The organism is Gordonia sp. CPCC 206044 (assembly GCF_048537895.1).
GTDB lineage: Bacteria > Actinomycetota > Actinomycetes > Mycobacteriales > Mycobacteriaceae > Gordonia.
Genome location: NZ_JBCLVL010000002.1, coordinates 361,709 through 387,179, shown reverse-complemented (window position 1 = coordinate 387,179; position 25,471 = coordinate 361,709). Strand labels below are relative to the sequence as shown.

Annotated in this window: 21 protein-coding genes and 2 tRNA genes; 13 read left to right on the top strand and 10 right to left on the bottom strand. The window is 65.3% G+C overall.

Going from position 1 to position 25,471, the window contains the following annotated elements; all coding sequences use genetic code 11:
- Positions 1–171: 171 nt before the first annotated feature.
- From gyrB to AAFP35_RS04230, 10 genes are all read left to right on the top strand, one after another.
- Complete coding sequence (gene gyrB / locus AAFP35_RS04275; RefSeq protein ID WP_419220451.1) at positions 172–2,253, top strand: DNA topoisomerase (ATP-hydrolyzing) subunit B; 2,082 nt, start codon at positions 172–174, stop codon at positions 2,251–2,253.
- A gap of 80 nt (positions 2,254–2,333) precedes the next feature.
- A complete protein-coding gene (gene gyrA, locus AAFP35_RS04270) occupies positions 2,334–4,835 on the top strand; it encodes a DNA gyrase subunit A (protein WP_419220303.1) in 2,502 nt (833 codons plus the stop codon).
- A 64-nt stretch (positions 4,836–4,899) separates the two neighbouring features.
- Complete coding sequence (locus tag AAFP35_RS04265; RefSeq protein ID WP_419220302.1) at positions 4,900–5,727, top strand: DUF3566 domain-containing protein; 828 nt, start codon at positions 4,900–4,902, stop codon at positions 5,725–5,727.
- Between the two features lie 53 nt (positions 5,728–5,780).
- Positions 5,781–5,854, top strand: a tRNA-Ile gene (locus AAFP35_RS04260).
- A gap of 60 nt (positions 5,855–5,914) precedes the next feature.
- Positions 5,915–5,990: transfer RNA gene (locus AAFP35_RS04255), tRNA-Ala, on the top strand.
- A gap of 408 nt (positions 5,991–6,398) precedes the next feature.
- Positions 6,399–6,983, top strand: coding sequence for a dihydrofolate reductase family protein (locus AAFP35_RS04250; RefSeq protein WP_419220301.1), 585 nt, complete (start codon positions 6,399–6,401; stop codon positions 6,981–6,983).
- An 895-nt stretch (positions 6,984–7,878) separates the two neighbouring features.
- A complete protein-coding gene (locus AAFP35_RS04245) occupies positions 7,879–8,361 on the top strand; it encodes an enoyl-CoA hydratase (protein WP_419220300.1) in 483 nt (160 codons plus the stop codon).
- A gap of 475 nt (positions 8,362–8,836) precedes the next feature.
- The gene (locus tag AAFP35_RS04240) at positions 8,837–9,772 is read left to right on the top strand and encodes a hypothetical protein (RefSeq protein ID WP_419220299.1); all 936 of its coding nucleotides are present in this window, start codon (positions 8,837–8,839) and stop codon (positions 9,770–9,772) included.
- A gap of 95 nt (positions 9,773–9,867) precedes the next feature.
- Positions 9,868–11,139 (top strand): hypothetical protein, encoded by a 1,272-nt coding sequence (locus tag AAFP35_RS04235; RefSeq protein ID WP_419220298.1) that lies wholly within the window; start codon positions 9,868–9,870, stop codon positions 11,137–11,139.
- Positions 11,140–11,298: 159 nt separating this feature from the next.
- Entirely contained in the window at positions 11,299–12,015 is a 717-nt protein-coding gene (locus tag AAFP35_RS04230) for a hypothetical protein (protein WP_419220297.1), read from the top strand.
- A gap of 58 nt (positions 12,016–12,073) precedes the next feature.
- Here the strand turns inward: AAFP35_RS04230 and AAFP35_RS04225 are convergent, their stop codons facing one another.
- Entirely contained in the window at positions 12,074–12,352 is a 279-nt protein-coding gene (locus AAFP35_RS04225) for a DUF4190 domain-containing protein (RefSeq protein ID WP_419220296.1), read from the bottom strand.
- Between the two features lie 1,031 nt (positions 12,353–13,383).
- A complete protein-coding gene (locus AAFP35_RS04220; RefSeq protein ID WP_419220295.1) occupies positions 13,384–13,560 on the bottom strand; it encodes a hypothetical protein in 177 nt (58 codons plus the stop codon).
- A 104-nt stretch (positions 13,561–13,664) separates the two neighbouring features.
- Here AAFP35_RS04220 and AAFP35_RS04215 point away from each other — a divergent pair, with 104 nt between their 5' ends.
- Together AAFP35_RS04215 and AAFP35_RS04210 are read left to right on the top strand one after the other, a co-directional pair.
- A complete protein-coding gene (locus AAFP35_RS04215; RefSeq protein WP_419220294.1) occupies positions 13,665–14,186 on the top strand; it encodes a peptidylprolyl isomerase in 522 nt (173 codons plus the stop codon).
- 176 nt (positions 14,187–14,362) lie between these two features.
- Positions 14,363–15,127 (top strand): rhomboid family intramembrane serine protease, encoded by a 765-nt coding sequence (locus AAFP35_RS04210; RefSeq protein WP_419220293.1) that lies wholly within the window; start codon positions 14,363–14,365, stop codon positions 15,125–15,127.
- A gap of 11 nt (positions 15,128–15,138) precedes the next feature.
- Here AAFP35_RS04210 and AAFP35_RS04205 read toward each other — a convergent pair whose 3' ends face one another.
- Positions 15,139–15,642: a PH domain-containing protein gene (locus AAFP35_RS04205; protein WP_419220292.1), complete on the bottom strand. Its 504-nt coding sequence runs from the start codon at positions 15,640–15,642 to the stop codon at positions 15,139–15,141.
- A gap of 104 nt (positions 15,643–15,746) precedes the next feature.
- Positions 15,747–16,037: a cell division protein CrgA gene (gene crgA, locus AAFP35_RS04200; RefSeq protein ID WP_419220291.1), complete on the bottom strand. Its 291-nt coding sequence runs from the start codon at positions 16,035–16,037 to the stop codon at positions 15,747–15,749.
- Positions 16,038–16,184: 147 nt separating this feature from the next.
- Between crgA and AAFP35_RS04195 the strand changes: the two genes are divergently transcribed.
- A complete protein-coding gene (locus AAFP35_RS04195; protein ID WP_419220290.1) occupies positions 16,185–16,862 on the top strand; it encodes an aminodeoxychorismate/anthranilate synthase component II in 678 nt (225 codons plus the stop codon).
- 112 nt (positions 16,863–16,974) lie between these two features.
- Here AAFP35_RS04195 and pknB read toward each other — a convergent pair whose 3' ends face one another.
- The 6 genes from pknB to AAFP35_RS04165 form a co-directional block, all read right to left on the bottom strand.
- Positions 16,975–18,900, bottom strand: a complete 1,926-nt coding sequence (pknB, locus tag AAFP35_RS04190; RefSeq protein ID WP_419220289.1) for a Stk1 family PASTA domain-containing Ser/Thr kinase — start codon at positions 18,898–18,900, stop codon at positions 16,975–16,977.
- Positions 18,901–19,020: 120 nt separating this feature from the next.
- Positions 19,021–20,391, bottom strand: a complete 1,371-nt coding sequence (locus AAFP35_RS04185) for a protein kinase domain-containing protein (protein WP_419220288.1) — start codon at positions 20,389–20,391, stop codon at positions 19,021–19,023.
- Entirely contained in the window at positions 20,388–21,896 is a 1,509-nt protein-coding gene (locus AAFP35_RS04180) for a peptidoglycan D,D-transpeptidase FtsI family protein (RefSeq protein ID WP_419220287.1), read from the bottom strand. Before AAFP35_RS04180 ends, AAFP35_RS04185 begins: the two co-directional genes overlap by 4 nt.
- Positions 21,893–23,323: an FtsW/RodA/SpoVE family cell cycle protein gene (locus AAFP35_RS04175; protein ID WP_419220286.1), complete on the bottom strand. Its 1,431-nt coding sequence runs from the start codon at positions 23,321–23,323 to the stop codon at positions 21,893–21,895. Before AAFP35_RS04175 ends, AAFP35_RS04180 begins: the two co-directional genes overlap by 4 nt.
- On the bottom strand, positions 23,324–24,784 hold the full coding sequence (locus AAFP35_RS04170; protein WP_419220285.1) for a PP2C family protein-serine/threonine phosphatase: 1,461 nt from the start codon (positions 24,782–24,784) through the stop codon (positions 23,324–23,326). It abuts the gene before it with no gap.
- Positions 24,781–25,248, bottom strand: coding sequence for an FHA domain-containing protein FhaB/FipA (locus AAFP35_RS04165; protein WP_419220284.1), 468 nt, complete (start codon positions 25,246–25,248; stop codon positions 24,781–24,783). Before AAFP35_RS04165 ends, AAFP35_RS04170 begins: the two co-directional genes overlap by 4 nt.
- Positions 25,249–25,471 lie beyond the last annotated feature (223 nt).

Genomic DNA, 25,471 nt, shown 5'->3' with positions numbered 1-25,471 from the left:
TCTGTTCGAGTCAGGCAGTACACTGGTGGGAGTTGTCCCGACAGGGGTGGACGTCGGCCGGGTCAGAACCCGTGCTGCATTCCGTTCTCGTCCGCGTCACCGGCGCGGCTGAGTCGACGTGTGTTCATTCTTGTCGGTATCACCGAGAAAGAACAGGAGCGGACGCACCTCGTGGCCGACACCAACGACACCAACGGGTCCGATAGCGCTGCGGCGAAGAAGAGCCGTAAGCCCGCCAAGAAATCCGGCGAGTACAGCGCCGATTCCATCAGCATCCTCGAAGGTCTCGAGGCGGTCCGCAAGCGGCCCGGTATGTACATCGGATCCACCGGTGAACGCGGCCTGCACCACCTCATCTGGGAGGTCGTCGACAACTCGGTGGACGAGGCGATGGCCGGTTACGCCAGCAAGGTCGATGTGACCCTTCTGGAAGACGGCGGCGTCGAGGTCGTCGACGACGGTCGAGGCATTCCCACCGACATGCACGCGACGGGGGTACCCACCGTCGAGGTCGTGATGACCCAGTTGCACGCGGGCGGCAAGTTCGACTCCGACGCCTATGCGGTCTCGGGCGGTCTACACGGCGTCGGCATCTCCGTGGTGAACGCGCTGTCCACGCGTGTCGAGCTCGCGATCAACTACGGCGGCTTCCACTGGGAACAGCATTATGACCATGCCAAGCCCAGTCCCCTCGACAAGGGGGAGGCCACTCGTAAGACGGGCACCACCGTCCGCTTCTGGCCGGACTCGGAGATCTTCGAGACCACCACGTTCAGCGCCGAGACGGTGGCGCGTCGCCTGCAGGAGATGGCATTCCTGAACAAGGGCCTGACCATCACCCTCACCGACAACCGGAAGACCCCGGAGGTCGCGGCCGCGGAAGCCGGCATGGACGCCGAGGGTGACGACACCGCCGAGACCATCAAGTCCGAGGAAGAGAAGAAGGAGCAGGTCGCCAAGGTGCGCACCCGCACCTACCACTATCCCGACGGCCTGGTCGACTACATCAAGCACCTCAACCGCACCAAGAATCCGATCCACCAGTCGGTCATCGGCTTCACCGCCAAGGGCACCGGCCACGAGGTGGAGATCGCGATGCAGTGGAACGCCGGTTACTCCGAATCGGTGCACACCTTCGCCAACACGATCAACACGCACGAGGGCGGTACCCATGAGGAGGGTTTCCGCGCGGCGCTGACCAGCACGGTCAACAAGTACGCGTACGACAAGAAGCTCCTCAAGGAGAAAGACGGCAAGCTCACCGGTGACGACATCCGCGAGGGCCTCGCCGCTGTCATCTCGGTGAAGGTCGGCGATCCGCAGTTCGAAGGTCAGACCAAGACCAAACTGGGCAACACCGAGGTCAAGAGCTTCGTCCAGAAGATGTGCAACGAGCATCTGGGGCACTGGTTCGAGGCGAATCCGGCCGAGGCGAAGACCATCATCAAGAAGGCCGTCGATTCCGCCCAGGCCAGAATGGCTGCCCGTAAAGCCCGAGAGTTGGTGCGCCGCAAGACCGCAACAGACATCGGCGGTCTTCCCGGCAAGCTGGCCGACTGCCGCAGCAACGACCCGTCCAAGTGCGAGGTCTACATCGTGGAGGGCGACTCGGCAGGCGGCAGCGCCAAGTCGGGCCGCGATTCGATGTATCAGGCGATCCTGCCGTTGCGCGGCAAGATCATCAACGTCGAGAAGGCCAGGATCGACCGCGTCCTGAAGAACGCCGAGGTCCAGTCGATCATCACAGCCTTCGGAACCGGTATCCACGACGAGTTCGACATCACCAAGCTGCGCTATCACAAGATCGTGCTGATGGCCGACGCCGACGTCGACGGTCAGCACATCTCGACGTTGCTGCTGACCCTGCTCTTCCGCTTCATGCGGCCGCTCATCGAGCACGGTCACGTGTATCTGGCACAGCCGCCGCTCTACAAACTGAAGTGGCAGAAGACCGAACCCGAGTTCGCCTACTCCGACCGCGAGCGTGACGGCCTGCTCGAGGCCGGCCGCACCGCGGGTAAGAAGATCAACTCCGACGACGGTATCCAGCGTTACAAGGGTCTCGGCGAGATGAATGCCAAGGAGCTGTGGGAAACCACCATGGACCCGGAGGTGCGCATCCTGCGTCAGGTGACGCTCGACGATGCGGCCGCAGCCGACGAACTGTTCTCCATCCTGATGGGTGAGGACGTCGCCGCACGCCGCAGCTTCATCGCACGCAACGCCAAAGACGTTCGCTTCCTGGACGTCTGAGCGAAACCCATGACCCCGCCGGTCCCAGGACGAGCGTCGACGACGACTCCGGCGACCGGTGATCGCAAGAAGGAACTGACATGACTGACACCACGCTGCCACCCGACGGCGCCGGCGATCGCGTCGAACCGGTCGATCTCGGCCAGGAGATGCAGAACAGCTACATCGATTACGCGATGAGCGTCATCGTCGGTCGCGCGCTGCCCGAGGTGCGTGACGGACTCAAGCCGGTGCATCGCCGTCTGCTCTACGCATCCTTCGATGCCGGCTTCCGGCCCGACCGCAGCTATGTGAAATCGGCGAAACCCGTTGCGGAGACGATGGGTAACTACCATCCGCACGGCGACACGGCGATCTATGACGCGCTGGTCCGTCTGGCCCAGCCGTGGTCGATGCGCTACCCGCTGATCGACGGTCAGGGCAACTTCGGTTCTCGCGGCAACGACGGTGCGGCCGCAATGCGTTACACCGAGGCGCGTCTGACCCCGCTCGCGATGGAGATGCTGCGTGACATCGACAAGGAGACAGTCGATTTCACGCCCAACTACGACGGCAAGACCAACGAACCGACGGTGTTGCCGTCGCGTATTCCCAATCTGCTGATCAACGGGTCGGGCGGTATCGCCGTCGGCATGGCCACCAACATCCCGCCGCACAACCTGAACGAGGTTGCCGACGCGGTGTTCTGGGCGTTGGAGAACCCGGAGGCCGACGACGAGACGACACTCGCCGCCTGTATGGAGGCCGTCAAGGGGCCGGACTTCCCGACCGCCGGACTCATCGTCGGTAGCCAGGGCATCAGGGATGCCTACACCACCGGGCGCGGCAGCATCCGGATGCGCAGCGTCGTCGACATCGAGGAACACAAGGGCACCACCACACTGGTGGCCACCGAGCTGCCGTATCAGGTCAACCCAGACAACCTGATTCAGTCGATCGCCGAGCAGGTGAACGAAGGAAAACTCAAGGGCATCAGCCGAATCGAGGATCAGTCCTCGGATCGTGTCGGCATGCGGATCGTGGTGACCCTGCGGCGTGACGCGGTCGCCAAGGTGGTGCTGAACAACCTGTACAAGCACAGCCAGCTGCAGACCAGCTTCGGCGCCAACATGCTGTCCATCGTCGACGGTGTGCCGCGCACGCTGCGCCTGGATCAGATGATCCGTCTGTACGTGACACACCAGATCGACGTGATCGTGCGACGTACGCGTTATCTGCTGCGCAAGGCCGAAGAGCGCGCACACATCTTGCGTGGTCTGGTCAAGGCGCTCGACGCTCTCGACGAGGTGATCGCGCTGATCCGCAGCTCGGCCAACACCGAGGAAGCGCGTACCGGGTTGATGGGTCTGCTCGACATCGACGAGATCCAGGCCGAGGCCATCCTCGCGATGCAGCTGCGTCGACTGTCTGCGTTGGAGCGCCAGAAGATCGTCGACGAGTTGGCCGAGATCGAGCGAGAGATCGCCGACCTGCAGGACATCCTGGCCAAGCCGGAACGTCAGCGAGCGATCGTGCGCGACGAGCTCAAGGAGGTCGTCGACAAGTACGGCGACGAGCGGCGTACCAAGATCATCGCCGCCGACGGTGACGTCACCGATGAGGACCTGATCGCCCGCGAGGACGTCGTCGTCACCATCACCGAGACCGGCTACGCCAAGCGCACCAAGACCGACCTGTATCGCAGCCAGCGACGCGGCGGCAAGGGAGTGCAGGGTGCCGGACTCAAGCAGGACGACATCGTCAAGCACTTCTTCGTGAGCTCCACCCACGACTGGATCCTGTTCTTCACCACCAAGGGCCGCGTGTATCGGGCCAAGGCGTACGAACTGCCGGAAGCCAACCGCACCGCACGCGGCCAGCACGTCGCGAACCTGTTGGCCTTCCAGCCAGAGGAGCGCATCGCACAGGTCATCCAGCTCAAGACCTACGAGGATGCGCCGTACCTGGTGCTCGCCACCCGCAACGGTCTGGTCAAGAAGTCCCGCCTCGTGGACTTCGACTCGAACCGGTCCGGCGGCATCGCCGCGATCAATCTGCGCGGTGAGGACGAGTTGGTCGGCGCGCAGCTGTGCTCTGCCGACGACGACCTGCTGCTGGTCTCGCAGAAGGGGCAGTCGATCCGCTTCCACGCCGACGACGAGGCGCTGCGCCCGATGGGCCGCCAGACCTCGGGTGTGCAGGGCATGCGGTTCAACGGTGACGATCAGCTGCTGTCACTCAACGTGGTGCACGAGGGCAGCTACCTGTTGGTGGCCACCTCGGGCGGCTATGCGAAGCGCACGGCGATGGACGACTACCCGGTGCAGGGACGTGGCGGCAAGGGTGTGTTGACGATTCAGCACGACCGGCGGCGCGGAGAGTTGATCGGTGCGCTCATGGTCGACGACGATTCCGAGCTGTACGCCATCACCTCCGGTGGTGGTGTGATCAGGACGGGTGCCAAGCAGGTCCGCAAGGCCGGCCGGCAGACCAAGGGGGTGCGCCTGATGAACATCGACGAGGGCACCACCGTCATCGCCATCGCCCGAAATGCGGACGAACCGGAAGAGGAACCGAGTGGATCGGCGGGTTCCGGCAAGTAGCGTCGGGGTTCTGCTGGAGTAGCCGTTAGTGTGGGTCGTACGACCACCGAATGAGGGATTTTCAGTGAGCTCACCGAACACACCGGACGACAAGAAGCCGACCAATGGGGATCTCGGTCCCCATGGCGCCTCGGGTCCGGGTGCGTCCGGCCAGGGTCCGGGAAATGTGGTTCCGCCGTGGGATCGAGGACCGGCTGACCAGCACTCGAGCACGACCCACGGCGACACGAACGGCCGGGAGGTGGTCGCGGGCACGCGCCCGGGACCACCCCCGCGCGGCATCGTCAGCGCCACGGGGACGGCCGCGGCGAGTATGAGCGGTCAGCAGGCGCCGGTCACCAAGCTCGACAATCCTGTCGGCGAGACGGCGCCCGATGATCGGTTCGTCGAATCTCCGACGCGCAACATCGAGCGCAACAACCTGCCGGGCCACGACCTACCCAACCTCGACGCGATTCACCACGTGAACGACGCGCCGCCGGCCGTCGCGTCGGTACGCTCGACGCCGACGGAGGTGGGGGCGATCCGCCCGTTGCGGGCCGCCGTGCAGATCCGTCGATTCGATCCGTGGGCCACGTTCAAGATCGCGGCCGTGTTGTCGGTGGCGGGCTTCCTGATCTGGATGATCGCCGTCGCGGTGCTCTACATGATTCTCGACGGCATGGGCGTCTGGGATCAGGTGAACAGTTCGTTTGGCACCTTGGTGACGGCGGACGGCTCGAGTAGCGAAGGCGACATCATCGGGGCGGGCACCGTCTTCGGTTGGGCAGCGCTGCTGGGTGTGATCAATGCCATTCTTCTGACGGCGCTCGCCACCTTGGGTGCCTACATCTACAACCTGTGCGCCGACATGATCGGTGGTGCCGAGGTGACCCTGGCAGACCTCGACTGACCAGCCGTTTTGGTTCCTGGCGTCCGGTCGGGTAATCTTCCACTTCGGTTCAAGGGCCTATAGCTCAGGCGGTTAGAGCGCTTCGCTGATAACGAAGAGGTCGGAGGTTCAAGTCCTCCTAGGCCCACTGCGAGAGGTGATTCACCTCGATTCGCACACCCACGCCGACGGTTCATCCGGCAGGCACGGGGCCTTAGCTCAGTTGGTAGAGCGCCGCCTTTGCAAGGCGGATGTCAGGAGTTCGAATCTCCTAGGCTCCACCATTTTCTTTCGTCTCCGAGGGCTCTCCTCGGCTTTCATTCGGTCGGGTGACGCGGGTTTGTCTGGTGACCAAAGATGCGGCGCGAGCAACACCCGGCATCGGACGTTGGGAGTATCCCTTCTGTTCCAGTGATCTTGTGGATGATGGTCACGAACGATTCCGCGAGGAGACGGCGTAGCTCTCCTCGGTGATCTCCAGCCGGTCATAGAACGCCCGGTTCGCCGGCCACCGGTTTCTGTGGTCGCAGTGTCGGTAGTCGTCTTCGCAGAGCCTGATGCGGGCGTAGGATTCTGACAGCAGGCGACACGATCCACCGTTCTGAAGCGCACGACCTACGGGGCTACCGGCCCGAACAGCGCCTGAGCATGCATCCGACCCCAGGAAATTGCAGACGGCGAGGAGTATCAGCATGCCTGGCGAATACACATTCGACGTGTTCTCCACTCTCGACGGCTTCGGCGCGCACCACGGCGACTGGGGTGGATACTGGGGCAAGCAAGGTCCCGAACTGCTGGCGCATCGGCTCGCCATCTACAGCGAGCAGCATCGAATGATCTTCGGAGCCAACACCTATCGGGCACACGCGCAGATGCTGCAAGCAGGCCTCGATCTCGACGCCCTCGACCCCTGGGTCACTCGGATGAGGGACCTACCGGCAACGATCCTCTCGAGCACGCTCGAGGAACCTCTCGACTGGCCCGATGCCGTCGTGGCGAGCGGTGATCCCGTCGATGTCATCGCACGTCTCAAGGCAGCGTCCGACGTGCCGCTGCGCTCACACGGCAGTCTCCGGCTGAACCGGACACTTCTGGCGGCCGGCCTCGTGGATCGCGTCCAGGTGACGATCTTCCCGGTGATCTGTGGCGAGAGCGGTGTGGATCGGATCTTCGACGGTGCAGAGGACTACGACCTCGAACTGATCGATCACCGGACCCTCGACGGCCGGACACAAGAACTCACGTACCGCCCCGTCCTGCATTCGCATACCCGGTGAGATCGGCCTACCTCACGGCGCTGTGGGTTACCGTGGCGACGAATGCGATCAACGTCCAATCCGTGCACTGCAGGGGTACGGGCCGGCTACTACTCCCTCGTTCCCTGACCGCCTGAGCACCAACTGAGCTTGTCGGTCGATCACGGGATCCGACCGAAAGCGACGCCGGTCGGTCATTCGAACGAATGGACCTCGCCACGAGGAGGTTTCGGCGCGCGAGCAGGTCCGGATACGTTGGATGAGTTGCCCAGCGGTCGATTTGGGGGTCTCGGGTGCGAAAGATCTGTGCGTCAGTTGTCGGTGTACTTGTCATAGGCATGACGTGGTTTGCAGCAGGTTCCGTATCAGCGGAGCCCCAACTGCCGCGGGTCACCCTCTACACGGAGAATCTCACCACCTTCGGTGATCACAGCTACTGCCACGGAACGTTCAACGTCAGCATGGTGACCCCCAAGGGCAAACGAGGTGTTGTCCGAGTGACACTGACGTCTTTCGGATTCACTGGCGAAGGCAGGAGTTGGCAGCGGAATCCGAAGTGCCGGTACCTGATGGACGTGTCTTCGACGAACGCCCACGGGTTCGCGAGCGACCACTTCTTCCCGGCTGCATTCGGTCCGGAACGGGGAGAGAGGGTCGTCCACGATGTCCGGCTGGGGTCGGGGCCCGCTCAGCTGGGACTAGGGACATACGCGATCAACAACCAGGTCCGTGTTCCTCAGGGGTATGGGGCGACGACATATACGAATATTCCGTGATTGACGGGAGGCAATTTGCCTACCCCGGTCACCCACGCGCGGTCGTTATCTCATTGGATACAGAGCACTGGTTTGTCAGGGGGGCAGGACCCCTCTAGGTTGAATGAGTTGCGTGCCGGTCGATCCAGGGGAGTCGAAAGTTGCGAAAATTCGGTGTGATGCTGGTTGCTCTAGTCGTCGCTGGGCTGACCATGGCGGGGGTGGGAGCGGCGGCCGCGGAACCACAACTACCCCGAGTTGTCCAATACAGCGAGAACATCGGAACGTTCGGGGATCACGACTTCTGTCACGGAACCTTCAACGTCGGAATGGTGGCGCCGAAGGGAAAACGGGGAGTTATCCGGCTGACGCTGACATCATTTGGCTTCACTGGAAACGGCGCGGGTTGGAAGCGCAACCCTAGGTGTCGGGTCCTGATGGACATCAACTATGCCAGCCCAAGTGTTGGCGCCAGAGAGATTTTCGTCCCGGCGACCTTCGGACCACGTCGCGGGGACAAGGTGGTTCGCGACATCTACACCGGCTCGGGCCCGGCAGTTCTGAGTGTCTGGCCGTACGCTGCGCACAACCCGCTCCGTGTGTCGCAGGGCTACGGAAGCACTTTCTACACCGTCGTGCCCTGACTGCATCCGATCGGGCACTCAGGCGTGCAACGAGCTGTCGCCGGAGACAACTTGCTGTGATGTGGCACACGAACCGCTGAGAGGTGGATCGTTCGAACGAACGAACATGCCGCATAAGCCGCATTGCAGGTGTTGAGAGACTCGTCCGACGTGGTATATCCAACGTGATAATCGGGACGAAACTTAGGTATTCTGCGACCGAGCATCGTCGGGGTGAGGATGGAAATGCTGGCATTCGGGGGGCCTGTGAGTGGGGTGAAGGCGACACGACCGGGGCTCGTTGTCGCTGCCACGCTGCAACAACACGGCTGTCCTCTCGTCGTGTCAGCTGACGAATCCGTCCAACAATCGAGCGTTTGACCGTGTCCGCGCAGATCCCGTCACCCAGCCCCTGTCTGTTGTCGGGCATTGTGCGACCCTCGTCGTGTCCTGTGGAGTTCCGTCCGGGATCTCCGGTTCGCGAGGGGAGGAAGCCATGATGACGCAGAGTCGGCCGGAGTGGTTTGCCGATGTCCCCGCATGGTCGCCGACCGGCGGATCGCCGGCTTATGAACTCGCCCAGGCACTCGCGGCGGCCCGGCTTGCCACCGGCGCATCGGCGGTAGACGATCCGGTGTCACCTGACGACCAGGTCACCGACAAAATGCCCAGTTCCGCGCCCGTACGGCAACCTCGCAACGAGGAGCAACGGCAGCAAGACTTCGCGCGGGAGCAACAGCCGGACTCGCCGCGCCCCCCGAACACCGAATTCCCCTCCGCCTTCGGTCCGCAGGGCGATCAAGAAAAGCCGCGCGCGGAGTCGCTCGACGACAGCCTGTTCGAGAACATGCGGGTCCGTCCGACTGCCAAGAAGGACGAGGCCGGGCCGACGAAGTTCTGGAAGAACCATCGCGGGCCGATCATCGGCGCCGCCGCAGCGGTCATCGTCATCGCGGTTGCTGCGGGCATCACCGTGTCTCAACTCGGCGGCGACGACAGCGAAAGCTCCACAGACGCAGTCGGACCGACATCGACGACCTCCACATCCACGACGCCGGCCGAGACCTGCGAGTCCATCGTGGACGGGGCGGTCACAACGGGCGACGGCCCGGGCGATCAAGCATCCGGGCCAGGCGTCATCTTGGCGTTCAACCACGCCTACTACGTGGATCGATCCGCAAAGGCGGCGCGCGCAGTGGCCGCCCCCAATGCGGTCGCGACGCAGCCGGTGATGCAGAAGTACATCGATCAACGAGAACCGGGCACCAAGCACTGCCTGTCGATCACCGACCGTGGGAACAACACGTACTCGGTGGTATTGACCGAGATACCTCCAGATCCCTCGGCCGACCCCATCGTCTACCGTCAGACGATTCGGACAGTCGAATCCCGTGGAAAGACCTGGATCGCATCGATCAAGGCCGACGAGTAATCCCAATCGCACCAGACAGGCTGCACAGACGCAGCGCAGTACCGCATGACCAGGCGGCCGTCTCCGACGGCCGGAACGAAAGGAAGTCGCCGACCATGGCCAAGCCATCGAAGCGAGGGCGGCATCGTCACATGCCGGTCAATGATCGGCCATCTCCGGTGCTCATGTCTGTCACGTCTGCGGCACTGGCGGCTTCGATCGCGACCGGTCTCGGCGCCGGCCTGGCTCAGGCCGCTCCGGAGCAGGGCGGTACGAGCCCGAGCGATACGGCACCGCAGCAGGGCGGCACGACACCGACCCCGAGCCCGGGCACGCCCGAGCAGGGCGGCACAACGCCGACGCCACCGGTCAGTACGCCGGGGCCTGGCCGCATCCCGGGCCCGCCACAAGAGGCCCCGTACCAGCCGTACGTCGAACAGGGCAGCTACAGCGCCCCGTCGTATGACAATGCGTACAACGCTGTTCCGAACGCGCCTCTCTCGGCCCCGAAGCCGACCGCACCGGTGCGACCGATTGCGCCGCCGCCGAAGAAGATCCGTGTCGGGAACTTCATCACCGATATTCCGCAGGGAATGTCGACGAAGGATGTGAATTCCGTCAATGCTTGGTCAGCTTATGGCGAAGCGAAGATTGCACAGGGGCTGATTTCTGTAGGAGTGCCGCAGGATGAAGCGTCCCGTCAGGCTGCGTCGACAATCATCGGTGTGATGTCGGGTGGTGCGGCTGGCGCGGCAGCGCTCGGAATCCCAGCTGCAGCGGTTGGGGCCCTCGGTGGTGCTGTGGTGGGCACGGCTGTTGGCGCGGTTGCAGGAACCGTTAACAACCTGATTCTGTTCGGATACGTACCACCGATGATTCTCCTGGGTACCGCCGCTGGGGCTGGCATCGGCCTTGCGGCAGGGACAGCGATCGGAGCCGCGGGTGTTGGTGCAGCGGGTGCCGCGGTCGGTGCGGTAATCGGTGGTGTCGCCGGCGGCTCGCTCGCTTACGCGCTCGGCGCAGGCGATCCGGGTGCAAAGCCCAAGGAGCCCTGGAAGCAGGGTCAGCCACGTCCCAAGGCCAAGCCGCTGCCAAATCCGGGCGCGAACCAGTACGAGCTGCATTTCAGCAAAGAGAAGGCGCGCCAGGCCGGCCTGCCTCAGGTCGATTACGTCGTGAACCACCGCGGCGATGTGAACCTGCAGATCGGCACCTTCAAGACCGGTTGGTCCTTCGAGCAGGCGGATGCCCCGTACCGCGCGCTCGGCGCAGGCGGCGCACAGCAGAAGGACAACGCCCGCAAGTCGACGAAGCAGAACGAGCCGAACATCAAGCAGGCGCTGCCGGGAGCCGACATCGCGTGGCCGCAAGAAGTGGCGCCGGCCTGAGCACATGCGCATGTCGTCCCGCACCGCCCGAGTTCGGCGGTGCGGGACGATCTGCGAAGCGGGACTGCCTAGACTGACGATGGAACGCGCTCGGGGAGCGTTACTGCCCGGGTGAGTGGCGTGAGGAGCGCACGAACAGAACGGGAATCGACTGAGACGATGAGCGAAGAAGCACAGGGCTCCACGGAACCGATCAACCCTCCGGCCACTGCTGAGCGCACGGTCGTCGTCGCCGGGACAGCCGGTGGCGTGGGCACCTCGGTGATCTCGGCGTTGCTGGCCGAGTACCGGGCCGCTGCAAGTCTCGGGGGATCGTCCTGGTGGGTCGACGCCGCGGGCAACGACGGCGACCTCCATCAGCGGCTTCGCGCCACCGGCGATCCAGCGCTACTTCGATCCACGCTCGGGGCCGGGTTGTGGCCGTTACCCGAGGACGCCACGGTCACCGACGCGATCCTCAACGCATGGCGATTCGGTTCGACTCCGGTTGTCGATGCGGGAGCCAGGCCGCTGACTGTTCTCGATGATCTGACCGAGCCCGAAATGGTCGACGTGACACCGGTTTTGGTGGTCGGACCGCGCCCGGACCTCCTCAACAGAGCACGAGAGATCTTCACGGAGTGGGATCAGACCGGTGTGTTGCGCCGCGCGATCGTGGTCATCTGCAACCAGATTCCGGGCCTGAATCACAAGGCACTCACGGACATGCTCATCGGTGTGGTGTCCGGGAAGGTCGCCGGCGTCGTCGGCTTCGAGTACGAACCGGTCCTCGGCGAGGGCACCGCGCTCGATCGTGATGCGCAGCAACGTTTTGCGCCGGCGACCTGGGCGTCTCTGCAGGCGCTTGCCGCGGCAACCGTAAACGGACGCCAGTAAGCAGCAATCACCCGACGAATAGTGTCGTCGGAGAATCTGCTGGTTCTCTGCGCGAGTCCTACGACCCCTGCCCGGCTATCCAGAAGTACGTGATCAGTGCCAGTACGATCACGACGATGTACAGCCAACCGATCCAGATGGCAACGCGTGCAAAGGGTTCCCCCAATTCGCGCGTGCGGGCGATGGTCGCCTTTGCCCGATAGCCGAGGTACAGACCGATCGGTGACGTGATACCCAGGACAGAGAGCACCAATGCCAGGATCGCCGTCTGGTTGGTGCCGCGGGACACCGCAGGCCGATTGGGTCGAGGCGATTCGGTGTGCGTCCGCGCGGGCACGGTTTCCTCCGGGGCGTCGTTGGAGCTGGAAGCCGAATAGGCAAGAGGCCGTTCGGATGTCGTGCCACTCGATGTGTCCGATGCCGCCCCGTGGGCATTGGACGTGTCGGATGGCGCGAAGTCGTCATCGAGGAAAGGTGCCGGGCGCGCAGCCTGGGTCGCGGCGTCGGCCGACGGCCCACCCAAACGGGTCGTCGACGCACCGTAGCGACCGATGGGTCCCTCGGACGAATCCGGTCGAGGGGCGTCCGATCCAGGCGGAACCGCGACTCCGGGCCTGGAGGTCGCGCGAGTCGGCGCAGCGCTCGGCATAGATGGTCCCGTCGGCGGGCCACCGGCCGCACGTGGCGGGGGAGTGCCCTGCGGCGGTGCACCGGGTCCAGGCCGGCCGGGACCGTTCTGCGGGGGTCGTCCGGGCCCAGGACCCGCGGGCCCCGGACCGGGTGCACCGGAGGGTGGGGGACCTGCTTGGCCAGGGGGCGGTGGGCGCCGTCCGGGCGGCGGCCGATATCCGGGTGGCGGAGGACCGCCGCGACCGGGGGGTGCACCTCGACCACCGGGTGGCGTGCTCGACCACGGTGGGGGATTACCACCACCGGGTCGGGGTCCGTTGGGCGGAAGATTCAGATCACCGGGACGTGGTCCGGGCGCTCGCTGACCGGGTGGCGGCGGGCCACCCGCCTGCGGAGGGCGCGATCTGGGACCACCGGGTGCCGGTGGGGGACCTTGGGATCCACGTGACGGCCCCGTCGGCGGCAGCGACGACCGCTGTGCGCGCATCGAATCCCCGCCGGGGATCGGACCGGGTGCGGTGATGGGACCCGTCGGAGGTCGCTCCCACGGCGCCGCCACCTGGGGACTCGGCGTCGCCTCGGCGTCGTCGTCCTTCGCCGGTCCCGGCGCAGAACCGCGGCCGGCGGCGGAGTTCGGGGTCTCGTCAGAGGTCACGACTACAAATTACCGTTGCGCGGGCGTGAAGCGTGGCGCCACCCGTGAGAGGCCTGTCGCATTCCACCACCCCGACGACACGGTCAGGACGCCGCCGGCGCCGAGTCGTCGGACGGTCCGCGCAGTTCTTCGATACGCGGAACGGTCGCGGACACGGGCGGGTGCTCGTTGCGGGATCGCCGCACCAGCAACGCCGCGACGCCGGCGGAGAGCGCCGCGACCAGCGCTGCAACCGCGATCAGCGAGTATTTCTTGGGCATGGGTCCAGCGTGCCAGGTGGCGCCGCGGTCTGCCACGTCGGGTTGTCGGCGTCACTGCGGCGACGCCGGGGTACACAGCGCGTGCGAAGTGGTTGGATGGTGGGGTGACTACTCAGAACCAGACCGCGACACTGCACACCAATCGCGGCGACATCGTTGTCGAACTGTTCCCGAATCACGCACCGAAGACGGTCGCGAACTTCGTCGGCCTCGCCGACGGTTCCAAGGACTACAGCCAGAAGAACGCGTCCGGCGGCACCTCCGGCCCGTTCTACGACGGCTCGATCTTCCATCGCGTCATCTCCGGCTTCATGATCCAGGGCGGCGACCCCACCGGCACCGGCCGTGGCGGACCCGGCTACCAGTTCGAGGACGAGTTCCACCCGGAGCTGCAGTTCGATCGTCCGTACCTGCTGGCCATGGCCAACGCCGGACCGGGCACCAACGGGTCGCAGTTCTTCATCACGGTCGGCCCGACCCCGCACCTGAACCGTCGGCACACCATCTTCGGTGAGGTGAAGGATCCGGAGTCGCAGAAGGTCGTCGATGCGATCGCCGCCACCTCCACCGACCGCGCCGACCGCCCGGCCGACGAAGTCCGCATCGAGAAGATCGAACTCAGCTGAGCGGCCCAAACCTCTCTGGCCCGCAGCACACCGCCGGTCCGCCGGCGGTGTGCTTCCGGCATCCCGACCGCCCGACCGGACTATCCTGTAGTCGGTGCGGCCGACCAGCGTGCCCGGAATGTCTGCGTCCCGCCTCCGTCGGACAGCACTGTGTGGACTGTCTACGCAACGACGGCGTGCAACGCAGCACCGCGCCCCAGTTCGGCGACCGCGGGATCCATCCGATGGTCGCCAAGCCGATGGTCGCCTCCAAGCCGTATGCGACCTATGCGCTCATCGCGGTCAACCTGATCGTCTTCGCGATCTGGGTCTACCAAGCGCAGGGCTTCGAATGGCGCGATTCGCGTCTGTTCGTGGACTGGGCCCTGGTGAAACCGTGGGTCGCCGGCGGCGACTACTGGCGGTTGTTCACCGCCGGATTCCTGCACTTCACGGTGACCCACGTCGCGGTCAACATGATCTCGCTCTACATCCTCGGACGAGATCTCGAGATCGCCATCGGGATTCCGCGTTACCTCGGCGTCTATTGCACCGCTCTGCTCGGCGGCAGCGCCGCGGTCATGCTCTTCGGTTCGGACACGGCGATCAACGCAGGCGCGTCCGGTGCCATCTACGGACTGATGGGCGCCGTACTGGTGGTGGTCCTCAAGGCCAAGGCCTCGCCGGTCCCGGTCATCTCCATCATCGTGCTGAACCTTGTCTTGTCGGTGACCATCCCCGGCATCTCATTGCTGGCGCACATGGGCGGCCTGGTGTTCGGAGCGGCAGCAACCGCCGGCATCATCGTCTTGCCGCAGTGGGTTCTGTCACCCGAGCGCCGGACGGCCACCAACGTGTCCCGTGTCGGTTGGATCTCGATCGCCGCGTTGCTGATCGTGGCTCTCGCCGTCGGTATCGGCGTCGGGATCGCCTACGCGAACAGTCACGTCCTGACCTTCTAGAGCCCGACCGCTCAGCGTCGCCGATTCTCGACCGCGAAACCCGCGCGGGCCAGTTCGTCGGCCACCTCGCCGACATCGGCGCCGAGATCCCACCGCCCGAACACGATCAGTCGGGTGTCATCGCGCAACTCGTCCGGCGTAGCGCTGGGCATGGCACCGGCGGGCAGGATCTCGAGCTCCAGCTGCCCGGAGCGCCGGCCGATGCGACGGAAATCCAGTACTCGCACGCGATGCACACGCACCTGTGGATAAACATGTGAGCCGCGGAGCGTCCGAACGATGACCGCGGGGCCGTCGGCGCGCGCCGCCAGCGCCAACCGCGGCCTGACCAGCAACGCGTACGCGGCAAATGCCAGGAGCAGCAGGCCTGCCAGGCCCAACAGCACCAAACCGACCGGATCCGCAGCGGTCAACGCGGCCCCGACGATGAGGATCACCCCGCCGACGGCCATGGCGATGCCGGCGCCGCGCGGGGTCGACCACGTTCGTGTGGACAGATCGGCAGAGTTATCCACAGCAGTTACTCACAGTGGGGATGACTTACACACATGTGATTTCCACAGTGTGGATGAATTACACACATGTGAGTTACCCCCATCGGAATGACCGAATCGCCCGGTCAGCGCCACCGCATCGTCATCAACAGGCCCACGACCATCAAGGCGAAACCGATCAGGAAGTTCCACGGCCCGAGCTCGTTCATCCAATGCAGTGCCTTGCCCTCGGCGCCCAGCGCGGTGGGCGTGGCGACGAGATAGAACACGATGAGCCACGCCAGACCGAGGAGCATGAGGCCCAACATGACCGACACGTAGATGGCACTCGACGGTCCGGCCTTGACCTTGACCGGCGTGCGACTTGCCGGGTTGATGGTGTAATCGGTCTTCTTCCGGACTTTTGACTTCGGCATGACTTCCTCTGTAGTGCTGAAATGCTTTCGCAAGAACTGATATCTACGGTATCTCACCTGGTCGCCGACACAGCAACGTCACAGTCAGCCTCTTGTCCAGGGAAAACCCGGTGACCTCGGACGGCACGGGCACGATAGCCTGACGGGGTGAATCAGCCGCCCGCGCACGGGGGTGCCGCCACCGCCCGCATCTTGGTCATCGACAACTACGACAGCTTCGTCTACAACCTGGTCCAGTACCTGGGCCAGCTCGGCGTCGACGCCGTGGTGTGGCGCAATGACGATCCCCAGCTCGACGATCCGTCGGTCGCTGTGGACGGTTTCGACGGAGTGCTCCTGAGCCCGGGTCCGGGCACGCCGCAGCGAGCCGGTGCGACCATCCCCATGGTCGGCGTCGCGCGCGAACGAGGCCTACCGCTCCTCGGGGTGTGTCTGGGACATCAGGCGATCGGCGCCGCGTTCGGCGGCACTGTCGACCGGGCACCGGAACTCCTGCACGGCAAGACGTCCCTGGTGCATCACAGCGGTCAGGGTGTGCTCGCCGGACTTCCGGATCCGTTCACCGCGACGCGCTACCACTCACTGACCGTGGTGCCCGAGACGATCCCCGACGAGCTGGTCGTGACCGGCCGCACCGAATCGGGGATCGTGATGGCGATGGCCCATCGCGAGCTCCCGATCCACGGCGTGCAGTTTCATCCGGAAAGTGTGCTCACCCAGGGTGGTCACCGGATGTTGGCCAACTGGCTCCGGGTGTGCGGCATCGCCGTCGACGAATCACGTGTCGCGGCGCTCGAGGTGGAGATGGCCGCCGCGATCGGATGAGATCTGCGGACCCGACATCAGACGCGCGACGAGAACGTCCCCGTCGGCGACCATCGAGGGCGAATGCCCGCGGCGCCCGCTGACGGGGACGTTCTCAGCCGTTCGGTCGCATTCAACCCGGCAGCAGGCTCGCCTGTCCGATGACCACGGACACCGAATCGTTCTTGCGCACTCGCGAACCCGCAGACGGCTCCTGGGAGACCACTTTGCCGTCGTCGGAGCTGGTGATCGGGACATTCCGCGACGACCGGGTGAGGGTGGAGTCCTCCCAGCCGGCCGCCGCGAGGGTTGCGCGGGCCTGCGCAGGCGTCTGGCCGCGCAGGTTCGGCATCACGAACATGTTGCCGCGCGAGACGGTGATCTGCACCGTGTCACCTTGCTCGACGGAGGTGCCGGCCGGTGGTGAACTGCTGACCACCCGTCCGGTCGGCAGCTCGGAATCGCCGGCCACCGCGACCACCTGCAAACCGACCTGTTCGAGTACCGTGCGTGCCGCGTCCTCGGTCTGCCCGGACACGTCCGGCACGGTGATCTCCTTGGGTCCGTTGCCGACGTGCACGACCACGGCGCCGTTCACGGGCGCTTCCGCGCCGATCGGCGGGGTCGTGCTGACAACCTTGTCCTTGAGCTCGCCGGAAGAGTCGACTCGATCGGTCTTGACGTTCGAGAAGCCGAGCACGCGAAGCGCTTCGGTGGCTTCGTCGGGTGTCTTGCCGCGCAGGTCTGGCATCTGGTGTCGTTGCGGGCCGCTGGAGATGTACAGCGTGATCTCGGATCCCTCGGCGGCCAGCACGTTTTCGGCGGGCGCCGACCGTGTGGCCGACCCCGACGCCACGTCCAGGCTCGGCTCGTCGAGCTGTTTGACCTGGAATCCGGCGTGTTCGAGATCGTCGCGGGCCTCGGTCGCCGGCTTGCCTGCCACGGTCGGCACCGGGATCTGACGGGCGGAGCCCGCACTCCACGGCGACCACAACATCAAGCCGGCCACCAGCACCACGACCAGGGCGGCCGCGCCGATGAGCAGGCCACGCAACCGTCTACGGTGAGGGACGGTGTCGTCCTCCCCGTCACCCTCGTCGCGACGGTACGAACTGACCGCGCGCCGCGGCCCGGACTCGCCGGCAGCCGACCGTCGCGGGCCGAGGTCCATGAACTCGGTGCGATCCTCGTCGGACAACAGCATCGGTGCCGACGGCTTGCCGCCGGCGAGCACCTTGATCAGATCCGAGCGCAGGTCGGCGGCGGACTGATACCGGTTGGCCGGGTTCTTGCTCATCGCCTTGAGCACCACAGAATCCAGCTCACGCGGGATCTCGGGTCGGATCGACGACGGCCACGGCGGATCCTCGTGGACGTGCTGGTGGGCGACGGCGACGGGCGAGTCCCCGGTGAACGGCGGTTCGCCGGTGAGCAATTCGAACAACACACAGCCCATCGAGTAGATGTCGCTGCGCGGGTCCACCTTGATGCCGCGTGCCTGTTCGGGAGACAGATACTGCGCGGTGCCCATCACCGCGGAGGTCTGCGTCATCGTGGAGGTCGAATCGCTCATCGCTCGCGCGATGCCGAAGTCCATCACCTTGACCGCGCCGGATTTGTCGATCATCACGTTGGCCGGCTTCATGTCGCGGTGCACGATGCCGTTGCGGTGTGAGAAATCCATCGCGGCGGCCACGTCTGCCATCCAGGTCATCGCCTGGCGCGGCGACACCGAGCCGTTGGACCGCAGCACGTCGCGCAGCGTGTCGCCGTCGACGTACTCCATGACGATGAACGGCAGTGGGCCGTCCTCGGTTTCGGCTTCGCCGGTGTCGAAGACCTGGACGATCGTCGGATGGTTCAGTTTCGCCGCGTTCTGCGCCTCACGACGGAATCGCAGATAAAAGGTGGGATCGCGGGCGAGGTCGGCACGCAGCACCTTGACCGCGACGTCGCGGTGCAGCCGCAGATCGCGTGCGAAATGGACTTCGGACATACCACCGAAGCCGAGTGTCTCGCCGAGTTCGTAGCGATCGGAGAGATGGTGCGGTGTCGACATCACCCTGTGCTCTCCATCTTTCGCAAGAACGTCCGCAAGCCATGATCACGCACCACAGTGCCGGTAAGCCGATCGGTCACCGTCATCCGACACCACACCTCATCCATTATCGCCAACTCATCAATTTCCGAACCCCGGGATCGTGAACGAGAACGTCGGGATGTTCGCCGTCGGGGCGCCCGGGTCCGTCGTCTCGGTGGTCTCCTCGGTGGTGGTCGGTTCCTCGGTGGTCGTGGTGGGCGGCTCCTGAGTCGTTGTCGGCGGGCGTGTCGTGGTGGGGACCTGCTGCTGTGGTTCCTCGTTCGGCTCGTCGAACGTTGTCTCCGCCGTGGTGGTCTCGGTGACCGTGGTCACCGACGACGGGGCCGGCGTCTCCGGCGACGACGAACTGAGGTTCATCAGCCAGTAGACGATCAGACCGAGGGCGGCGGCCACGAGGACCGCGGCCACACCGGCCAGTACCTTCTGGCCGGTGGTCCAGCTGTTGTCGTCGGCGGGCGGCACCGGTTTGCTCGGTGGTCGGCTGGTGGTGCGTGCGGTTGACGGGCCGCGAGTGGCGGCCGTCGGGCTCATCGCCCGCGTCGACTGCATTGCCGCACCGGCGACCGCTCCCGCCGCGGCAGCACCTGCGATGGCACCGGGGCGTGGCGGTCGCTGACCGGCCCGCACGGCAGCAACGGCGTCGGCGAACTCGCCGCCGTTGGCGTAGCGCTGCTTCGGATCCTTGGCCATCGTGGTGTCGATCAGCTCACGCACGTTCGCGGGCACCGTGTTCGGCAGCGGCGGCGGCGTCTCACGGATGTGCTTCATGGCGACCGTGATCGCGCCGTCGCCGAGGAACGGGCGGCGGCCCGTCAGCGACTCGTATCCGACGACACCGAGCGAGTACACGTCCGACGCCGCTGTCGCCTCGTCGCCGGTGGCCTGCTCGGGCGAGATGTACTGAGCGGTGCCCATCACCATGCCGGTCTGGGTGACCGGTGCCGAATCGACCGCCTTCGCGATGCCGAAGTCGGTGATCTTCACCTGGCCGGTCGGGGTGATCAGGATGTTGCCCGGTTTGACGTCGCGGTGCACCAGACCCTGACTGTGTGCGGCCTGCAGCGCACGTCCGGTCTGTTCCAGCATGTCGAGGGTGTTGGTCAGCGACAGGCGTCCCATGCGGGCGATCACCGAGTTCAACGGTTCGCCGTCGACGAGCTCCATCACCAGGTATGCCAGCGGATCGCCGCCGCCCCGGTCAGGGGTCTCGCCGTAGTCGAAGACATTGGCGATGCCCGGGTCGTTCAGCTTCGCCGTCGTCTGTGCTTCCGCGCGGAACCGGGCCGTGAACTCCGGATCATTGGAGTACTCGGCCTTGAGGACCTTCACCGCCACCCGACGATTCAGTCGTGTGTCGAGCGATTCCCACACCTGTCCCATGCCACCGGTCGCGATCAGTCGCATCAGCCGGTACCGGTCGGCAATGGTGGTGCCACTCTGAAGACTCATCCGCCTGCACCTCCCGCCAAGGCGTTGATCACTGCTCGTCCGATCGGTGCCGCCACCGCGCCTCCTGTCGATGCGGGCCCGGGATCGCCATTCTCCACGACGACGGCCACTGCGATCTGTGCGTTCGACGATGGTGCGAACGCGATGTACCAGGAATAGGGGGTCTCCGCCTCGACGTCGGAGGTCGCCGAATGTTCTGCCGTGCCCGTCTTCGAGGCGATCGACACCGGGCCACCCGCACCCTGCGTGTTGCGCTCGGACTCGATCATCAACGACGTCATCGTCGCCGCCTGATCCGAACTGATCGGCTCGTTGATGGTGGTCGGCTGGGTGGTCTGCAGCGTGCGCAGATCGGCGGCCTGCAACTTGTCCACCAGGTACGGCTGCATCCGCACACCACCGTTGGCGACGGTCGAGGCGACCATCGCCATCTGCATCGGTGTGACGCGCACGTCGCGCTGCCCGATGGACGCCTGGCCGAGAGCGGCGAGATCCGGGATCGCGCCGACCGTGGAACGCGCCACCGGCAGCGGCGTGTCGGGCTGCTTCTCGTCCAGGCCGAACCGTTGCGCCGTCTCGCGGAACACCGTGATCGGGTCGCGCATCTTGTTGGTCGTCAGATCCACGAACGCGGTGTTACACGAATACTTGAAGGCCTGCTCCAGCGACACCGTCCCGCCCGACGACCCCGGGCACGTCTGGCCGCCGTAATTGGTGAGTGAGGTTGCGGTGTCGGGCAACACGATCGACGGAGCGGCGGTCAGCCGGATGTCCGGTGTGATGCCGTCACGTAGCGCTGCGGCCGTGGTGATCGTCTTGAAGGTCGAACCCGGCGGGTAGAGCTGATTGATAGCCCGGTTGAGCATCGGTGTGTCGATGTCGCCCGGCTGATTCCAGGCGGCCCAACTGTTCTCGCGAACCGTCTGGTCGTGGCTGGCGAGTTTGTTGGGGTCGTAGCTGGGCGACGACGCCATGGCGAGGATCTTGCCGGTGTTCGGTTGGATGGCCACGACAGATCCGCGGCAGCCGCCCTCGCACCCGTTGCGCAGGCCGTCGTAGGCGACTCGCTGCAGGCGGGGGTTGATGGTGGTGACCACGTTGCCGCCACGCGGATCGCGACCGGAGAACATGTCCATGAACCGCTGCCCGAACAACCGGTCGTCGTTGCCGTTGAGGATCGAGTTCTCGTACAACTCGATTCCGGTACTGCCGTACTGGAACGAGTAGTAGCCCGTGACCGGTGCGAACGCGGTGGCGCTCGCGCCCGGATAGGTGCGGAGGAACTTCAGTCGGCTGTCGGTCGGTTCCGACACGGCGATCACCGAGCCGGCGTCGGCGGTGATCGATCCACGCTGGCGGGCGTACTCGTCGAGCAGCACCCGGTTGTTGCGCGGATCCGAGCGCAACGAATCGGCCTTGAAGACCTGTACGTAGGTGGCGTTGGCCAGGAGGGCGACCACCATCACGATGACCGCGACGGACACCCGTTGGATCTGTTTGTTCATCGGCGCACCGCCTGGGTGGGCAGCGTCTCGATGTTCCGCGGTGGCGGCCGATGCCGTGTCGGATCGGGCTCGCGGGCCGCGTTGGAGATGCGGATCAGCAGCGCCAACAGGATGTAGTTGGCCAGCAGCGACGACCCGCCGTACGAGAGGAACGGGGTGGTGAGGCCGGTCAGCGGGATCAGTTTCGTGACACCGCCGACGACGACGAACACCTGCACGGCGATCGTGAACGACAGACCGGTCGCCAGCAGCTTGCCGAAGCTGTCGCGCACGGCGATGCCGGTCCGCAACCCGCGCATCACGAAGACCAGATACAGCACCAGGATCGCGGCCAGACCGACGAGGCCGAGTTCCTCACCGATGGAAGCGATGATGAAGTCGGTGTTGGCGAAGGGCACGATGTTCGGTCGGCCCGATCCCAGTCCGGTGCCGAACAATCCGCCGGTCGCGAGTCCGAACAGGCTCTGCCCGATCTGGTAACCGGCACCGTTGAAGTCGCTGAACGGATCCCGCCAGATCTCCACGCGCACCTGCAGATGCGAGAACAGCTGATAGGCGATCAGCGCGCCGACGATGAAGAGTGTGACACCGAGCACCAGCCAGCTCGACCGTCCGGTCGCGACGTAGACCATCGTGAGCATCGTCGAGAAGATCAGCAGCGAGCTACCCAGATCCGACGAGTACGCGAGCACTGCGATGGACACGAACCAGGCGGCCAACAGCGGACCGAGATCGCGGGCACGGGGAAAGTCCATGCCCAGGAAGTGCTTTCCGGCCGTGGTGAACAGATCGCGCTTGGACACCAGGAAGGCCGCGGTGAAGATGATGATGAGGATCTTCGCGAACTCGCTGGGCTGGATCGAGAAGAACGGGGTGACGATCCAGTTCTTCGATCCGTTGATCTCCGACACCGACGACGGCAGGATCGCCGGGATGATCAGCAGCACAAGGCCGCCCAGACCCAACGTGTACGAATAGCGGGACAGGGTGCGGTGATCGCGCACCAGGATCAGGATCGCGGAGAACGCGATGATGCCCAGGACCGCCCACAGCAGCTGTTGGTCGGCGTTGTGCGTGACGTCGGTGACGTTGACGGTCTCGCCGGTGCGACCGGTGCCCAGATCCAGACGGTGGATGACGACCAGTCCGAGCCCGTTGAGCACCGCGACGACGGGCAGCAACAACGGGTCCGCATGCGGTGCGTAACGCCGGATCACCAAGTGCGCCACACCGAACAGCCCGATGTAGGCGAGCACGTACTTGACGATGTTCCAGGTGAGCGATTCACCCTGCGCGGCTTGGACGATGAGCAGCGCCACCGTCACCAGACCGATGGCGAAACCGAGGAGCACCATTTCGGCGGTGCGCCCGGTCTGCTCCGGTGGCCGGCGCGGTGGGGCGTGATTGGACGTCGACGGTTGGCTCATCTAATTGCCCCGACAGATCTTGTTCCCGTTGCTGTCGTAGTGCGGAGGCAGCTGTGCGGAGGTCTCGGTCGACCCGGGAGGGGCGGGTGCAGAGGGATTCGGTGCAGAGGGTCTCGGCGGCGACGGTGCCGGTGCGTTCGGGGAGGGCGCCGGTGTCGGGATCGGCGCAGGCGTGGCCGATGCCGAGCACAACGGCAGGAAGTTCAACTGCCGGACACGGTTCTGGGCGTCGTCGAGGGACATGTTGCGGATCGACTGGTCGTCGATGGCGTTGCGGTCGAGTTCGGCCAGATCCGACGTCTGCAGCGGGGTGCAGGTGTCGTCGGCGTTGTAGTCGACGAAGGCGAGTTGCGGCTCGGCCTGGTCGAGCCCGGTGACGCATACGCTCTGCGCTCCGGAACTGAGATCGAGGAACAACACTTTGTCGGGGGATCCCTGGAAGACCACCACGTTGCCGTCCTGGGCGCCGACGTAGTAGTTGTTGCGCACCATCGCGCGGGTCACGAAGAAACCTGCGATGAGCAGTGCGATGACGGCGACCGCGGTCCCCAGGACCAGCCACCGCCGCCACGGACTGCGGTGCGGTGGCTCGTCGTCGTCATGCATGATCGTGGGCCGCTGCGGTTCCGCGGCCGGCGGGCGCAATGCCGCGGCCCGTCCGGCGGCCGTCGCCGGATTGGGCGTGTAGCCCTCGTCGTCGAGACCGGCCGCACCGCCGACGATGGGCCGCGATTCCCCGTACTCGGTATCGACGACGTCGGCGACGATCACCGTCACGTTGTCCGGACCGCCGCCGCGCAACGCGAGCTCGATGAGCCGGTCCGCGCACTCCTTGTGATCGGCAATGGAACCGAGGGTGTCGGCAAGGGTTTCCTCGCTGACGACATCGGACAGGCCGTCGCTGCACAGCAGATACCGATCGCCCGCGCGAGCCTCCCGGATGGTCAGCGTCGGTTCCACTTCCTGCCCGGTCAACGCACGCATGATGAGCGACCGCTGCGGGTGGGTGTGCGCTTGTTCCGGGGTGATACGGCCCTCGTCGACGAGGGTTTGCACGAATGTGTCGTCGCGGGTGATCTGGGTGAGCTGACCGTCGCGGTACAGGTAACCCCGCGAGTCGCCGATGTGGCACAGACCGATGCGACTGCCTGCGAACAGGATTGCGGTGAGCGTGGTGCCCATGCCGTCGAGTTCGGGAGCGCGTTCCACCTGTGCGGCGATGGCCGCGTTACCGGTGTGGGTGGCGCGGTCGAGTTGGGCGAGCAGATCGCCGCCGGGCTCGTCGTCGTCGAGACCGCGCATCGCCTGGATCACCAGCTGGCTGGCGACCTCCCCGGCTGCATGTCCGCCCATGCCGTCGGCCAACGCGAGTAGTCGCGCACCGGCGTACACCGAGTCCTCGTTGTTCGAGCGCACCAGCCCACGGTCGCTTCGCGCGATGTAGCGCAACACAAGTGTCACGGGCGCAACTCGATCACGGTCTTGCCGATACGGATCGGCGTGTTGATCGGGACCTTGACCGCGGTCGTCACCTTGGACCGGTCGAGATACGTGCCGTTGGTGGAACCGAGGTCCTCGACGTACCAGTCGTCACCCCGGCGCGACAGCCGCGCATGACGTTCCGATGCGTAGTCGTCGGTGAGCACCAGCGTGGAGTCGTCGGCGCGCCCGAGCAGCACGGGTTGTGCCCCCAGCGTGATGCGGGTGTTCGACAACGCACCCTGGGTCACCACCAGGTAGCGGGCCGAGCCGCGTGCGGCCCGCGTGTTGCTGCGTTGCCGCTTGTCGCTGCGTGTATAGCGCGTGAGGCGATTTCCGCCTGCGGTGGCGATGTCGGCCCGTAGGGTCCGGATGACGGCGTAGACGAACAGCCAGAGCAGCAGCAGGAACCCGATACGGGTCAGCTGCAGCACCAAGCCCTGCATTTAAGTGTTCACCTCCAGCGCCATCACCTCTTGCGGCCCGCTCGTTTCCCACCCCGGGCGCCGGTCGTAGAAAAGGACCCGAGTGCATCTTATGGGCAGTGCGCGCGATCGCCGTCATTCCGATGTGACAGTTCAGTATCGACGGCACGTCTCACCGGGGCCCGGACACGACCCAAGGCCGGGTCACCCGGGGACGACTCGGACGTCGACAGCGCGCGCTGCG

Bases quoted from the DNA above. Each gene is read 5' to 3' on its own strand.
- gyrA (WP_419220303.1), top strand. From the start codon at position 2,334: ATGACTGACACCACGCTGCCACCCGACGGCGCCGGCGATCGCGTCGAA.
- AAFP35_RS04250 (WP_419220301.1), top strand. From the start codon at position 6,399: ATGCCTGGCGAATACACATTCGACGTGTTCTCCACTCTCGACGGCTTC.
- AAFP35_RS04240 (WP_419220299.1), top strand. From the start codon at position 8,837: ATGATGACGCAGAGTCGGCCGGAGTGGTTTGCCGATGTCCCCGCATGG.
- AAFP35_RS04235 (WP_419220298.1), top strand. From the start codon at position 9,868: ATGGCCAAGCCATCGAAGCGAGGGCGGCATCGTCACATGCCGGTCAAT.
- AAFP35_RS04230 (WP_419220297.1), top strand. From the start codon at position 11,299: ATGAGCGAAGAAGCACAGGGCTCCACGGAACCGATCAACCCTCCGGCC.
- AAFP35_RS04220 (WP_419220295.1), bottom strand. From the start codon at position 13,560: ATGCCCAAGAAATACTCGCTGATCGCGGTTGCAGCGCTGGTCGCGGCG.
- crgA (WP_419220291.1), bottom strand. From the start codon at position 16,037: ATGCCGAAGTCAAAAGTCCGGAAGAAGACCGATTACACCATCAACCCG.
- pknB (WP_419220289.1), bottom strand. From the start codon at position 18,900: ATGTCGACACCGCACCATCTCTCCGATCGCTACGAACTCGGCGAGACA.
- AAFP35_RS04185 (WP_419220288.1), bottom strand. From the start codon at position 20,391: ATGAGTCTTCAGAGTGGCACCACCATTGCCGACCGGTACCGGCTGATG.
- AAFP35_RS04180 (WP_419220287.1), bottom strand. From the start codon at position 21,896: ATGAACAAACAGATCCAACGGGTGTCCGTCGCGGTCATCGTGATGGTG.
- AAFP35_RS04175 (WP_419220286.1), bottom strand. From the start codon at position 23,323: ATGAGCCAACCGTCGACGTCCAATCACGCCCCACCGCGCCGGCCACCG.
- AAFP35_RS04165 (WP_419220284.1), bottom strand. From the start codon at position 25,248: ATGCAGGGCTTGGTGCTGCAGCTGACCCGTATCGGGTTCCTGCTGCTG.